This is a genomic window from Limoniibacter endophyticus (genome assembly GCF_014652835.1).
Lineage (GTDB): Bacteria > Pseudomonadota > Alphaproteobacteria > Rhizobiales > Rhizobiaceae > Limoniibacter > Limoniibacter endophyticus.
Genome location: NZ_BMZO01000001.1, coordinates 1 through 12,636 on the forward strand (window position 1 = coordinate 1; position 12,636 = coordinate 12,636).

Sequence of the window (12,636 nt, forward strand, 5' to 3'; positions counted from 1 at the left end):
TACCGGCGTTGAAATGTTCCGCAAGCTGCTGGATCAGGGCCAGGCGGGCGACAATATCGGTGCTCTGGTTCGCGGCATCCAGCGTGATGACGTCGAGCGTGGCCAGGTTCTGGTGAAGCCGGGTTCGGTCAAGCCGCACAAGAAGTTCAAGGCTGAAGCTTACATCCTGACGAAGGAAGAAGGCGGCCGTCATACGCCGTTCTTCACGAACTACCGTCCGCAGTTCTACTTCCGCACCACCGACGTGACGGGGATCGTCACGCTTCCGGAAGGTACGGAAATGGTCATGCCAGGCGACAACGTTACCGTTGACGTCGAACTGATCGTGCCGATCGCGATGGAAGAAAAGCTGCGCTTCGCTATCCGCGAAGGCGGCCGTACCGTCGGCGCAGGTATCGTCGCTTCGATCACCGAGTAAGCTTTTTAAAGCTTTCTGACTGATAAAACCCGGGGGCGGAAACGTCTCCGGGTTTTATATTGGCTTCGCCCAGCGGCGGACCTGGAACTTGCCGACGTACTGCGCATTGAGTCCGATTGTTCACATGAACGGTTTGTCTGTGTGTGGAGGGCAGCGTGAGTGGTTCATCAAGTGGAGTAAGGCGACGCGTGAGCGTGGAGACGACGTTTCCCGAACTTACGGTTCTTTTTCAGCGCATCAGAGAAACCTATGATCCGCTTGGCGTGTTTCTCTATGGAAGCCATGCCCGGGGAGATGCGGATCCTGATAGCGACTGGGAGATTAAGGTCATCCTTGGTGACGACGCGCCGGAGGCGCTTTTTTCACCGGAACTTGGATGGGAGGTGCAGGAGGGAAGCGGCGTCTATGCCGAGGTCTCTTGCGCGCGGATCTCCAAGTTCAAGAACGACCTTTCGATCGAAAACTCGATCGCGCGCGAAATTTCGAAGGAAGGAATTGTCCTTGAACTTGATTGATCGCGAGACGCGTCAATCAACATACCCGGCATCGTCCGGAGCGTTTTCGGAAAGCAGAACCTCGACGTCCTGATTATTGCCAGCCTTGACGGTGAAATCGTGCTGGTAGATACGGTCGCGATTCTTCGCGATGGCGGTATATTCGCCTTCTGAAAGCACCAAAGAGGCAAAGGCGCCCACCGACTCGCGTACCGGATCGCCGGAGCTTGTCAGGACCGACCACGCCGTATCGGCAATCGCTTCGCCGCCATGCTCACGCACCAGCTTCAGCGTTACTTCGGCTGCGTTGTGCTCGATCGTTGCCTCGGTAAGTTTACCCGCCTCGACGCGAATGTCGGAGCGCACGATGGCATTGACCCCGCCATAGGTGGAAACGACGTGATAAGTGCCCTCATTGAGACGGACAACGGTTCCGGGTGCGATGTCGCGCATGATGAGATTGCGTTCGCCGGCATCTTCATCGCCTTCGGATATGGAGAAGCGAAGCTTGTCTGCTTTGATCAATCGGCCGTCCGAAAGCGTGGCGTTCAGTTTCAGCCCGCCCGCGTCCAGCACAATGTTTTCGCGACGCGGGTCGCGCCCGACAGTGATGCGCTTGGTGGCACCGGCGCGGCCGAAGGCTGCATGAACGAGATAGCTGCCAGGTTCGAGCTGGAAGGTGGTCGTGCCGCCACGCGCGGTGGCAACCAGCGGCAGATTGCCGTCGGCGCCAGCCTCGGGACGGAAAACGCGCCAGACCATCCCCCGGGCAATATCCTTGCCCTCCCGAATTAGCTTGGCAGAAAGGGTGATATTTCCATCGGCTGCCACTGCGAGACTTTCATGCTGCTGCGGCGCGGCATAATTGGAAATTCCGGGAATATGGATATGCTTTGTAGGATCGATATCCGGTTGCGGCAACTCCTGCGCGACCACAGACGAGATGACAGAGAGTGGAAGCAGAATCGTGAGAGCAAGGCGGATGGATTGATGCATGGAAAAACCTTGAACCCCAAAGCGGTGGTTTTTTCAAGGCGTCATCGCCGTTCTCCGATACGTCCTGCTGCTTGACGCGCGCCGACAGATGAAAGACAGGTAGCCGAACCCGAAATCTGGAGCCAAATCATCTTGTCTTCCCCCATCCTCGATTTTCTTCTTTCCCGTCGTTCCGCGCCAATCAGTGCCATGACCGACCCCGGTCCGAGCGAGCAGGAAATCGAGACGCTGATTCGCATTGCCTCGCGCGTACCGGATCATGGCCGCCTTGTGCCTTGGCGCTTCATTCTCTATCGGGGCGATGCGCGCCTTGAAATTGGCGAGAAGCTGGCGGCCCTGGCTGTGGAGCGGGAAGGGGAATTGCCACAAGCGCGGCTGGACCAGGAGCGGCAACGCTTCGCCCGCGCGCCCCTGGTGATCGGAATCGTGTTTTGCCCGCGCGAAAGCATCAAGATCCCGCAATGGGAAATGTTCCTCTCGGGTGGCGCTTCTGCCATGAATCTTCTGACCGCTGCCAGCGCCATGGGATATGGCGCCGCCTGGATTACCAATTGGTATTCAGATGATGAAAAGGGTCGCGCGATCCTGGGCCTGGCGCCGGAGGAGCGCGTGGTCGGCTTCGTCCATATAGGCAATTATGATGGATCGAATGCGGATCGCCCGCGCCCTGAACTCGACGCGATCGTCAGCAACTATACCGGCCCATACGCAGGAGCAAAGTGATTATGTTCTATGAACCGAAGAATGGCCACGGGCTTCCGCACGATCCCTTCAAGGCGTTAGTCGGCCCGCGCCCCGTCGGCTGGATTTCGTCGATTGCGAAAGATGGCACCTACAATCTCGCTCCATACTCGTTCTTCAATGCGATCGGAGGCAATCCGCCGCTGGTCATGTTTTCGTCCGGCGGCTTGAAACACTCCGCCGCGAATATCCGCGAAACGGGTGAGTTTGTCTGCAACATCGTGAGCCGCCCGCTGGCGGAAAAAATGAACGCGACGAGCATAGATGCGCCGGAGAATATCAGCGAGTTCGACCATGCTGGCTTGACGCCCGCACAATGTCAGATCGTGAAGCCACCGCGCGTTGCCCAAGCGCCGGCCGCTCTTGAATGCATGGTCACGGAGATCATCGAACCCCGCGACATAACGCGAGAGAAGACCGGCGACATTGTCGTTATTGGTCAGGTTGTCGGGGTGCATATCGACGAGAGCGTGCTCAAGGACGGTCTCGTCGATGCGGTGGCTTTGGCGCAGGTTTCGCGCCTCGGCTATATGGATTTCTCTTTCGTCGAAAGCGTCTTTCAGCTCTACCGTCCGCGCTGGAAGGACTGAGCACGATCCAGAAGCCTTTCCGCCCGCCGCAGATGCGGGCGGTCGTACATTTTTCCTTCGATGCCGACGACGCCCCGATTTCCTGCCTGGGCAAAAGCGTCCACGATGCGCAGTGCTTGCGCAATGGCGTCCTTGCTGGGCGTGAAGACGTCGTTGATGATTGGTACCTGTGCCGGGTGGATCGCCATCTTGCCGGTGAAGCCGTCGCGCAACGCGGCTTCGCATTCACGTCGCAAGCCGCTCTCATCGCGATAATCGACAAATACCGTATCGATGGCCGCTGTCTGACAGGCATTGGCCGAAAGCAGTGTCACGGCGCGGGCAAGTCGGAAAACGTCCGTATAGGCGCCATTTGCATCGCGTGTGGCCAGCGCGCCAATATCGGCCGAAAGGTCTTCTGCCCCCCAGCTGAGGCCGGCGAGCCGCGGATGTGGCGCATTCCAGCTCGGCGTCGCGAGAACGCTGGCGGCGGTTTCCGTAATGATGGCGATGATCCGGGTGGCACCATCTGTGACATTAGCTTGCGCTTCGGCAACGCGCAGCATGACCGAAAATTCTGACAGGCTCGCCATGCCGCAGGCTTTCGGCAGCATGACGGCTTCGGGCTGTGCGCCCATGATTGCCTGAAGATCGCCGTCGGTTAGCTGGGTGTCGAGCGCATTCACGCGCACAAAAAGGCGAGGGCCTTCCTTTTCCTTACATGCATCTAGAAAGCTTCGAGTAATCTGGCGCGCTTCTGCCTTGTTTTCCTGCGAAACGGAATCCTCCAGGTCGATCAGCAGAACGTCTGCCCCGCTTGCAAAGCCCTTCTCGAGCTTGCGCTGCGAATCACCCGGCACAAAAAGCAAAGAACGCATCAGGCAGGTTTCCTCTGGATCATCGTTTGACGGGCGCACTGTGCAACGAGCCGGTCATGTTGATTATAGGCGCGATGTTCAAATTCGACGATGCCGCGGTCCGGCTTCGACTTCGAACCCCGTACGGAAAGGATGGTCGATTCGACCCGGATCGTATCGCCGTGGAAAACTGGATGGGGAAACTTCACGTCCGTCATGCCGAGATTGGCGATGATGGTCCCGAGCGTCGTTTCATGCACGGAGATGCCGATCATCAACCCAAGAGTAAAGAGCGAATTGACCAGCGGCTTGCCCCATTCGGACCTGGCCGCGTAGTCAAAATCTATGTGCAATGGCTGCGGATTGAGTGTCATGACGGAGAAGAGCATATTATCGCTCTCCGTTACCGTCTTGCGCATCACGTGGTGAAGCACCTGTCCTTCGTGGAACTCCTCCAGATAAAATCCCGCCATGCCATCCTCCCGAAATTGCTTAAGCATGATGGATAAAAGGTCTTCCGGTCGAGAACAACTATGTCAATGCGCAAGGGCTTGGAGAGAATTTTTCGTCAGGATGGAATCGAGCTTCCTTCGGCTATCCGGCTAGGTATTATCCTGCCTTGGACACGACATGATTTTGTAGCAAGCTGAGGCAAAGAAGAAGGATCAGCACTCCGGCTAGAGAGGAAACCTCGGACGCCGGAGCGGCGAAAATCGAGAGAGCAGTTTAGGCTTCCAAACAAGCTGCCTCTGGCGGACCGGGATCGCATTTTATGGCAAGTTCGCAAATCACCGATGACATGCTGATGGCCTATGTCGAGGGTGCGCTTGCACCCGATATAGCTGCCCAGGTGGAAGAAGCGCTTGCCGATGATCCCACGCTGAAAGCGCGCGCCCGGATGCTGCGCCAGACCAGACGGCGCGTACGTGCGACCATGGCGGCGGCCATCGCCAATGCTGCTACCCTGGAAAACTCCGCATCGGACAAAAAGGGATCGGGAAAGCGCTTTCGTGATGGGGGACGCTCTGCCGATGTTCCGCCTGTTGGCGAGACAGACAAGATCGCGCTTACACGCTCGCCGATCTATATATGTATTGGCGCATTCGGGCTTCTTCTGCTGGCTGCTGCGACGGGCTATCTTTCGGCTCTGCCAGAGCGTAGCAGGCTCGAAGTGCCGGTCGGCGCTTTGACGAGCGCGGAGACGGACAGGCAATTATCGCAATTACCGTCGGGGCAGGGCAAGACGCTTATGGATGCACGGGAGCTCGGCATGGTCGCTTCTTTCCGGGACGGTGACGGCAATCTATGCCGGCAGTACCGCCTGGTGGGCACCGATTTCGTGACAGATGCCGTGTCCTGCCTCTTTCAGGACAGGTGGAGCGTACGTCTGGCTGTGTCGGCACCGATTGTAGGAACAACGCCGATCATGATTCCGCCGCCGTCCAATATGGCTACCATCGACGCCTATCGGGCCGCAACGAGAGCCAGCGTACCGCTTAGCCCAGACGAGGAGCAACAGGTTCTTGCGCGGTTGAAACGATAGTCTGCGTATATAGGCGATTGCTAAAATAATTCTTTGTTTTCCGCCTGTTAACCAAATTGCGCCAATCATGGTTAACAGAAATGCTCGGGGGCGAGCATGGGGCAGCGGGGCAGGTCGCAGATATGGTGATTGGCGATTTTCTGAAATGGACGCGCAACGCGTCTGCGACGGATCGTGCGGCGGCGGCAACCGCATTGGCGCATGCCTATCTTGTCGATGAACTGGATTTGGACACGCGATGTGCGGCGGAAGCGGCGCTCACCTATCTGCTGGATGATCCCTCGCCGAAAGTGCGCCTGGCGCTGGCCGAAGTGCTGGCTCACAGTCCTGGCGCTCCGATCCAGGTCATCAGCGGTCTTGCGGATGACAATCCGGATATTGCCGGGCTTGTTCTTGCGCGCTCACCGATCCTTCAGGAGTACGATCTTGTCGATCGCGTGTTTGCCGGCCGCACCGATACGCAATGCGCTATTGCAGGCCGGCCGCAGGTGCCGATGGCATTATCTGCCGCGATTGCCGAAGTGGGATGTGCCGAATCTTGCGTTGCGCTGCTGCGAAATGACGGAGCCGATATTAAAGCGCTGAGTTTTCGCCGGATGAGCGAACGCCACGGTGCGGTCGCCGACGTGCGGGGGGCGTTGCTGGATGACGTCCGTCTTCCCAGCGATTGCCGCTATCACCTGCTTGACCATGTTTCGCAGGCCCTTGCTTCCTCGCCGCTGCTTTTGCGCGTCGTTGGAGAAGCGCGCGCCGATCGACTGACCAGGGAAGCGTGTTCTCGCGCATCAGTGCAGATTCTCGATCTAACACCGGTAGAGGATTTTCCTGCCCTGATCTCGCATCTGCGGCTCTCTGGCGAACTCACTACCTCGTTCCTGATTCGCACCGTTACCCACGGCAAGATTGATTTCTTCGGGGCGGCCCTTTCCGCACTGACGGGGCAAAGTGAAACACGTGTGCGCTTGATCTTGTCGTCTCGCCAGCGCTCGGTTCTGGTCGCACTGTTCGCCAAGGCGGGACTGCCTGCCTCCGCGCATCAAATATTGGGTGACGCAATCTTCCTTTGGCACGACGTGGCCCGTGGCAAACGCCTGGCGGGCGCGCAGGAAATTTCCTACGAGCTTTTGCAGCGCACATCCTGCGAACCGGGCGGGCGCGGCGATCTCGCACGTCTGCTCAAGGGCATTCATGTCGATCTTCTGCGTCAGAACGCGCGCAACCACGCGGTGGAGATCGCAGCCGCCTGATTGACCGGCCTTGTTTGAGGCCTATCATCATCCCGATCGAACATGAGGGATGATCATGACCGCAGAAATATCCAAGCTCGCCATCGTACCCTTTGTCAGCGTCGAGAACATGATGAGGCTAGTGCTGAAGGTCGGCGTCGAGGCGTTTCTGACCGGGTTGGCGCAGGCGATCGAAGAGGATTTCCTCCGGTGGGAAAGTTTTGACAAGACGCCGCGCGTAGCTTCTCACTCGGCCGACGGCGTGATCGAACTGATGCCGACCAGTGACGGCACGCTCTACGGCTTCAAATATGTAAACGGCCACCCGAAGAACATGCGCGAGGGACGCCAAACCGTTACGGCTTTCGGCGTTCTGGCTGATGTGGGTAATGGTTATCCGATGCTGCTCTCCGAAATGACGATCCTGACGGCGCTGCGCACGGCTGCGACATCTGCCGTTGCAGCTCGATATCTGGCTCGTAAGAATGCAAGGACGATGGCCATCATCGGCAATGGCGCGCAGAGTGAATTTCAGGCCCTGGCCTTCAAGGCACTGCTCGGGATTGACAAGGTGCGGCTCTACGATCTCGATCCGGCTGCGACGCAGAAATGCATGGGCAACCTCCGGGGAACAGGCATCGAACTCATCTCTTGTACTTCGGCACAGGAAGCGGTGGAGGGGGCCGATATCATCACCACCGTGACCGCCGATAAACAATATGCAACGATCCTGACAGACAACATGGTCGGACCGGGCGTCCATATCAACGCGGTGGGCGGAGATTGTCCGGGTAAGACCGAGCTGCACAAGGACATTTTGATGCGCTCCGATATATTCGTCGAATATCCGCCGCAGACTCGTATCGAGGGTGAAATCCAGCAATTGCCGCAAGATCATCCCGTTGTCGAATTATGGGAAGTGATGGCTGGCAAGGTCGAGGGGCGCAAGAATGAGCAGCAGATCACGCTCTTCGACAGTGTAGGCTTTGCGACCGAGGATTTTTCCGCGCTGCGCTTTGTACGCGAGAAGCTGCAGACCACCGGTCTCTACGAAGATCTCGATCTTCTGGCCGATCCGGACGAGCCCCGCGACCTCTATGGAATGCTGCGGCGTTTCGAACAGGGTATGAAGGAATGAGGCAATGTTGCAATCTGTCGCTGCCGTGACGCTCGGTATAGAAGATATTGCCCGGTCGAAGCGTTTCTATACGCAAGGTTTCGGCTGGAACCCTGTTTGGGAAAACGAAGAAATCATCTTCTATCAGATGAATGGATTTGTGCTCGGCACCTTTCTCAACACGTCGCTCGAAGAGGATATGAACCGCTCGGCTTCCGGCAATAGCGCGTTTTCTCTCGCGCATAATGTTACCGCGCAGGTGGAGGTGGAGAAGGTGATGCAGGCCTTGATCGATGCTGGCGGATCGCTCCTGCGGAAGGCGGATGCGCCACCGCATGGCGGTTTTCGCGGTTATGTCGCCGATCCGGACGGCCACGCGTGGGAAATCGCCCATAATGCGCAATGGCCGATCGATGCGCAGGGTCACGTAAGCTTCAGGCTCTGAGCCTACTCGGTTACAGACAGCACGATACCCGTATCGTGCTGTCGCACATAATCGACGCGACTGCCGTTCCAGTGATAGCTGTAATGACGGCCTTGCGTCGGGATCGGGATGAGGTCAGGCCAGAAGATACCGATACATTGACCACCTTCCATGCGAACGCTTTCCCAGACCAGACCATCGCTGCCGCCGTCGCGTAAAGCGGCACCGAGTTTCTGCGATACGCTGTAATCTACCGGATTGCGCGCGCCGGACACGGCGCTGACATCGTCCAGATCGAGATCCACGGAACCGATCAAGACGCGAAAATCTGCGGTCCAGCCTGGCCGCTCCGCTGTCGCCCGCATGAAGGAGGCATGATGATGGATGGTCTCTGCAACAGCAACTTCCTCGCGGTCGGCAGCATAATAAATACCGAAAGTGCCGTCACTGAACCTTCCCGGGTGTAGTGGCGAGCAATGGACAAAGGGTGCCATCACGAGGCTGGAGCCGGGACCGGAAACACGGCGTGCCGGAGGAACCTTCCCGAGATCGCCGATCTCCATGCGGATGCGCGGGTTGGTCTTCGATTCCACGGCAACCAACGCTTCCCAGTCATGCGGATCGGCGATGTCCTCGAACAGATGGATCGGCGGATGTATGGAACGAATGATGCGGTGGGTCTTTGGCCAACGGACACGCTTCTTCACCACGCGCCGCGCTCCGCATCGATCCATTCGCGCATGGTCGCCAGATCGGCAAGTTCGCCGCGCAGCATGAACTCGAGCGCGGATAGCCCGCCGAAGGTGGCGTTTGGTTTCCTGATCCACTCATAACCGCGCGCCGGTTCCTTGAAGAGGTAGCGTAAGCCTTTGTGGATGCCCATGAGATGCGCCATGCGCATACGCAGGTCCCGATCAATGCGGCCGATCTCACCATCCTTCCAGCGTGCCCAGGTGCGCGCAGCCATGTCACCAAGCAGAATTCGAGCTTCCGTGTCGCTCAATTGCCAGGCCCGAAAGAGGTTGACGGTCGTGCGGGCAAGGGCTGCTGCTTCCTCATCCGTGATGACCGGAGAGATCTCGACAGCGGGCGTATGTGCTAACTGATGAAGCTGCATGTTAGGTCTCCATTTGGCATAAATATAGTATAATTTCGCCAAATGACAAGTCTGGGAAGTTCCCAGAAGTTTGACTATGATTTTCCATGAAGAGCGCCGACCGAACCACCTGCATCTAGCTCCCGCGTTTAGCGAGGAGCGTGTGAGTCAGTCATGCGGCTCGTGCTTTTGCGCGCCTGCATGGCAAAAGTCGTCATCATCGGCACGGATGCTTGGAGTTCTTCAGGTGACCAATCCCAACATTATAGTCGGGGCGCTACAGCTACTATTCAAGCTATTATCATGGCCACAGTTTCGACGATTGCGCGCGTTTTCTCCTGCCGGTTGAGGGCAGGACCGCCTGATCATCGGAAGTTTCTGCTCGATCGGCTCTGGTGCGGCCTTTATCATGGCCGGTAATCAGGGCCATCGGCACGATTGGATCAGCACATTTCCATTTACTGGATGCCGGAGGTGGAATCCTTCGGATGTCGAAAACGGATATATGCCCGTTGGCGACCGGTGACGGCAATGACGTCTGGATAGGCTCGGAAGCAATCATCATGCCGGGTGTCACGGTAGGCAACGGCGCTATCATCGGCACGCACGCACTGGTAACGCGCAATGTGGAACCTTATGCTATTGTCGGCGGAAATCCGGCGGGACTGTCCGGACATGCTGGAGCGATGCGCAGGCATCCCAGCTTCTGGAAATGCAATGGTGGAACTGGAGCGATGTGCAGTTGAAGGGCGCTATGACGCTTCTGACGAGCGGTGATATCGTCCGTCTCTATCAGTACTCGAAAGAGAGCATTCAGACGATATAATTACCGACGGATCTGCCCGCCAATGACGGGCAGACTCCCGGTAAGATCAAATATCCAGGTCCTGCGCGAATTCCGCGCGTTCCTGAATGAAATTGAAGCGGGCTTCAGGCTTGGTACCCATCAAGGCATCGACGGCGTTCTTGGTCGTCTCCTGACTCTCGCGAACCTCGACTCGCAGAAGCATGCGCTTCTTCGGGTCCATCGTGGTTTCCTTGAGCTGGCTTGCCAGCATCTCACCAAGGCCCTTGAAGCGACCGATCTCGATCTTGCCGCGGCCGTTGAATTCCTTGGCCATCAGCTCCTCCTTATGCGCGTCGTCACGCGCATACATGGTCTTGCCGCCCTGGGTAATCTTGTAGAGCGGTGGCACGGCCAGGAAAAGATGACCTTCCTGAATGAGCTGCGGCATCTCCTGATAGAAGAAGGTGATGAGAAGCGAGGCAATATGCGCGCCATCCACGTCGGCGTCGGTCATGATGATGACGCGCTCGTAGCGAAGATCTTCCTCGCGATATTTTGAACGTGTACCGCAACCGAGTGCCTGCGTGAGATCGCCAATCTGCTGATTGGCCGTGAGCTTGTCACGACCAGCGCTGGCGACGTTCAAGATCTTGCCGCGTAGCGGAAGAACGGCCTGCGTGGCGCGATCGCGCGCCTGCTTGGCCGATCCCCCTGCCGAATCGCCCTCGACGATGAATATCTCGGCGCCCGCCGCCGAATTCTGCGAGCAATCCGCCAGCTTGCCGGGCAGGCGCAGCTTGCGCACGGCCGTCTTGCGATTAACCTCTTTTTCCTGGCGGCGTTTGATGCGCTCGTCGGCGCGTGCAATCACCCAGTCGAGCAGCTTGGAAGCTTCCTGCGGGCTGTCGGCGAGGAAGTGATCGAACTTGTCGCGGATCGCGTTCTCAACGATTCGTTGGGCTTCGACGGTCGCAAGCTTATCCTTGGTCTGGCCGACAAATTCGGGTTCACGGATGAAGACTGAGAGCATGCCAGCGGCCGTGGCCATCACATCGTCGGAGGTAATGACCGCGGCGCGCTTGTTGCCAACGAGTTCGGCATAGGCTTTCAGGCCGCGTGTCAGGACGTTGCGCAGGCCCGTCTCATGCGTACCGCCGTCGCCGGTTGGGATCGTATTACAATAGGAATGAATCAGACCATCGCCGGTATGCCAGGTGACTGCCCATTCGACCGCGCCATGTCCGTTCTGCTTCTCGCTCTTGCCGGCGAAAATATCACGCGTGACCTGGGTTTCGCCTTCGAGCGACGCGGACAGATAATCCTTCAGCCCGCCAGGAAAATGAAACTCGGCCTTGGCAGGAACGCCAGCCTTTTCGTTGACAAGAGAAGCGTCGCAGGACCAGCGGATCTTGACGCCGCCGAACAGATAGGCCTTTGAACGCGCCATCTTCATGATGCGCGCGGCTTCGAATTTAGAGCCCTTGCCGAAGATTTGTTCGTCCGGGTGGAAGCGCACCTTCGTTCCGCGACGATTGTGAACCTCGCCCAGATCTTCCAGCCCGCCTTGTGGAACGCCGCGCGAGAATGTCTGGCGATAGAGGCGCTTGCCACGCGCGACCTCAACAATGAGATCATCCGACAGTGCATTGACGACGGAAACGCCGACGCCGTGCAGGCCACCCGAGGTCTCGTAGGCCTTGGAATCGAACTTGCCGCCAGCATGCAGCGTTGTCATGATCACTTCGAGGGCCGACTTATCCTTGAATTTCGGATGCGGATCGACCGGAATGCCGCGCCCATTGTCCGTCACGGAAAGATAGCCCTCCGCATCGAGCTCGACATCGATCCAGGTCGCATGGCCGGCCACCGCTTCGTCCATCGAATTGTCGATGACCTCCGCAAAAAGGTGATGCAGCGCCTTGTCGTCGGTGCCCCCGATATACATGCCCGGTCGCCGGCGCACGGGTTCAAGCCCTTCAAGGACCTCGATGTCGGCTGCCGAATAGCTTTCATTGGGGTCGCGCGGTGCGACGGCGGAAGGAGTTGCCGCCTTCTTCGGTTTCTCCACGACAGGCTTTGGAGCAAGCTGGGGCTTGCTCGCCGGCGCCTGATCCGCAGTTCCGAAAAGATCGATTTCGTCCGCCATGCGTTTGCCTATGTCTCTCGTCGCAGCGAATGCAGGATGCATCCACAAATGCCCGTCATGCAATCTGTGTTTTCGTTCTGTTCTAAATGCAGAGGATCGGGATTACCAGTCCAATCTGCCGCACGAAAAGGCAAAAAGCGAGGCTGTGTAAGGCTTCAAGGGCGGTTTTGCCCAGAAAAACGTGGCCGGGAGCGGCTGTACAGGCTGCTTGTGACTCGTGGG

The 12,636-nt window shown here is 57.9% G+C and carries 14 protein-coding genes and 1 pseudogene; 9 read left to right on the plus strand and 6 right to left on the minus strand.

The window, feature by feature from the left end:
* Positions 1-418, plus strand: a 418-nt coding sequence (locus IE151_RS00005; protein ID WP_487343530.1) for an EF-Tu C-terminal domain-related protein, incomplete at its 5' end; no start/stop codon positions are given.
* 155 nt (positions 419-573) lie between these two features.
* Complete coding sequence (locus IE151_RS00010) at positions 574-933, plus strand: nucleotidyltransferase domain-containing protein (RefSeq protein ID WP_189486577.1); 360 nt, start codon at positions 574-576, stop codon at positions 931-933.
* A gap of 12 nt (positions 934-945) precedes the next feature.
* Here the strand turns inward: IE151_RS00010 and IE151_RS00015 are convergent, their stop codons facing one another.
* Entirely contained in the window at positions 946-1,908 is a 963-nt protein-coding gene (locus IE151_RS00015; RefSeq protein ID WP_189486578.1) for a hypothetical protein, read from the minus strand.
* A 132-nt stretch (positions 1,909-2,040) separates the two neighbouring features.
* Between IE151_RS00015 and IE151_RS00020 the strand changes: the two genes are divergently transcribed.
* Together IE151_RS00020 and IE151_RS00025 are read left to right on the plus strand one after the other, a co-directional pair.
* Positions 2,041-2,631, plus strand: coding sequence for a nitroreductase family protein (locus IE151_RS00020; protein WP_189486580.1), 591 nt, complete (start codon positions 2,041-2,043; stop codon positions 2,629-2,631).
* 2 nt (positions 2,632-2,633) lie between these two features.
* The gene (locus IE151_RS00025) at positions 2,634-3,239 is read left to right on the plus strand and encodes a flavin reductase family protein (protein WP_189486582.1); all 606 of its coding nucleotides are present in this window, start codon (positions 2,634-2,636) and stop codon (positions 3,237-3,239) included.
* Here IE151_RS00025 and IE151_RS00030 read toward each other — a convergent pair.
* Together IE151_RS00030 and IE151_RS00035 are read right to left on the minus strand one after the other, a co-directional pair.
* Positions 3,215-4,096 carry an HpcH/HpaI aldolase/citrate lyase family protein gene (locus IE151_RS00030; protein ID WP_189486584.1) on the minus strand — a complete coding sequence of 294 codons (882 nt, stop codon included), beginning with the start codon at positions 4,094-4,096 and terminating at the stop codon, positions 3,215-3,217. The genes IE151_RS00025 and IE151_RS00030 overlap by 25 nt on opposite strands.
* The gene (locus tag IE151_RS00035; RefSeq protein WP_189486586.1) at positions 4,096-4,548 is read right to left on the minus strand and encodes a MaoC family dehydratase; all 453 of its coding nucleotides are present in this window, start codon (positions 4,546-4,548) and stop codon (positions 4,096-4,098) included. The genes IE151_RS00030 and IE151_RS00035 overlap by 1 nt, the downstream gene beginning before the upstream one ends.
* 299 nt (positions 4,549-4,847) lie before the next feature.
* On the opposite strand from IE151_RS00035, the gene IE151_RS00040 reads away from it, so the two are divergent.
* The 4 genes from IE151_RS00040 (at position 4,848) to IE151_RS00055 (ending at position 8,406) form a co-directional block, all read left to right on the plus strand.
* Entirely contained in the window at positions 4,848-5,618 is a 771-nt protein-coding gene (locus IE151_RS00040; protein ID WP_189486588.1) for an anti-sigma factor family protein, read from the plus strand.
* A gap of 80 nt (positions 5,619-5,698) precedes the next feature.
* Complete coding sequence (locus tag IE151_RS00045) at positions 5,699-6,865, plus strand: DUF2336 domain-containing protein (protein WP_244636545.1); 1,167 nt, start codon at positions 5,699-5,701, stop codon at positions 6,863-6,865.
* A 55-nt stretch (positions 6,866-6,920) separates the two neighbouring features.
* Positions 6,921-7,982, plus strand: coding sequence for an ornithine cyclodeaminase (locus IE151_RS00050; protein WP_244636546.1), 1,062 nt, complete (start codon positions 6,921-6,923; stop codon positions 7,980-7,982).
* Positions 7,983-7,986: 4 nt separating this feature from the next.
* The gene (locus tag IE151_RS00055) at positions 7,987-8,406 is read left to right on the plus strand and encodes a VOC family protein (RefSeq protein WP_189486592.1); all 420 of its coding nucleotides are present in this window, start codon (positions 7,987-7,989) and stop codon (positions 8,404-8,406) included.
* A gap of 2 nt (positions 8,407-8,408) precedes the next feature.
* Here IE151_RS00055 and IE151_RS00060 read toward each other — a convergent pair whose 3' ends face one another.
* Entirely contained in the window at positions 8,409-9,119 is a 711-nt protein-coding gene (locus tag IE151_RS00060; protein WP_189486594.1) for an RES family NAD+ phosphorylase, read from the minus strand.
* Positions 9,089-9,502 carry an antitoxin Xre-like helix-turn-helix domain-containing protein gene (locus IE151_RS00065; protein WP_189486596.1) on the minus strand — a complete coding sequence of 138 codons (414 nt, stop codon included), beginning with the start codon at positions 9,500-9,502 and terminating at the stop codon, positions 9,089-9,091. The genes IE151_RS00060 and IE151_RS00065 overlap by 31 nt, the downstream gene beginning before the upstream one ends.
* 208 nt (positions 9,503-9,710) lie before the next feature.
* Here IE151_RS00065 and IE151_RS00070 point away from each other — a divergent pair.
* A pseudogene (locus tag IE151_RS00070) lies at positions 9,711-10,307 on the plus strand (CatB-related O-acetyltransferase).
* Between the two features lie 46 nt (positions 10,308-10,353).
* Here the strand turns inward: IE151_RS00070 and parE are convergent.
* The gene (parE, locus tag IE151_RS00075) at positions 10,354-12,414 is read right to left on the minus strand and encodes a DNA topoisomerase IV subunit B (protein ID WP_189486598.1); all 2,061 of its coding nucleotides are present in this window, start codon (positions 12,412-12,414) and stop codon (positions 10,354-10,356) included.
* Between the last annotated feature and the right edge of the window lie 222 nt (positions 12,415-12,636).

Coding starts and splice junctions, on each gene's coding strand:
- IE151_RS00015 (WP_189486578.1), bottom strand. CDS start 1,908: ATGCATCAATCCATCCGCCTTGCTCTCACGATTCTGCTTCCACTCTCT.
- IE151_RS00025 (WP_189486582.1), top strand. CDS start 2,634: ATGTTCTATGAACCGAAGAATGGCCACGGGCTTCCGCACGATCCCTTC.
- IE151_RS00030 (WP_189486584.1), bottom strand. CDS start 4,096: ATGCGTTCTTTGCTTTTTGTGCCGGGTGATTCGCAGCGCAAGCTCGAG.
- IE151_RS00035 (WP_189486586.1), bottom strand. CDS start 4,548: ATGGCGGGATTTTATCTGGAGGAGTTCCACGAAGGACAGGTGCTTCAC.
- IE151_RS00040 (WP_189486588.1), top strand. CDS start 4,848: ATGGCAAGTTCGCAAATCACCGATGACATGCTGATGGCCTATGTCGAG.
- IE151_RS00045 (WP_244636545.1), top strand. CDS start 5,699: ATGCTCGGGGGCGAGCATGGGGCAGCGGGGCAGGTCGCAGATATGGTG.
- IE151_RS00050 (WP_244636546.1), top strand. CDS start 6,921: ATGACCGCAGAAATATCCAAGCTCGCCATCGTACCCTTTGTCAGCGTC.
- IE151_RS00055 (WP_189486592.1), top strand. CDS start 7,987: ATGTTGCAATCTGTCGCTGCCGTGACGCTCGGTATAGAAGATATTGCC.
- IE151_RS00060 (WP_189486594.1), bottom strand. CDS start 9,119: ATGGATCGATGCGGAGCGCGGCGCGTGGTGAAGAAGCGTGTCCGTTGG.
- IE151_RS00065 (WP_189486596.1), bottom strand. CDS start 9,502: ATGCAGCTTCATCAGTTAGCACATACGCCCGCTGTCGAGATCTCTCCG.
- parE (WP_189486598.1), bottom strand. CDS start 12,414: ATGGCGGACGAAATCGATCTTTTCGGAACTGCGGATCAGGCGCCGGCG.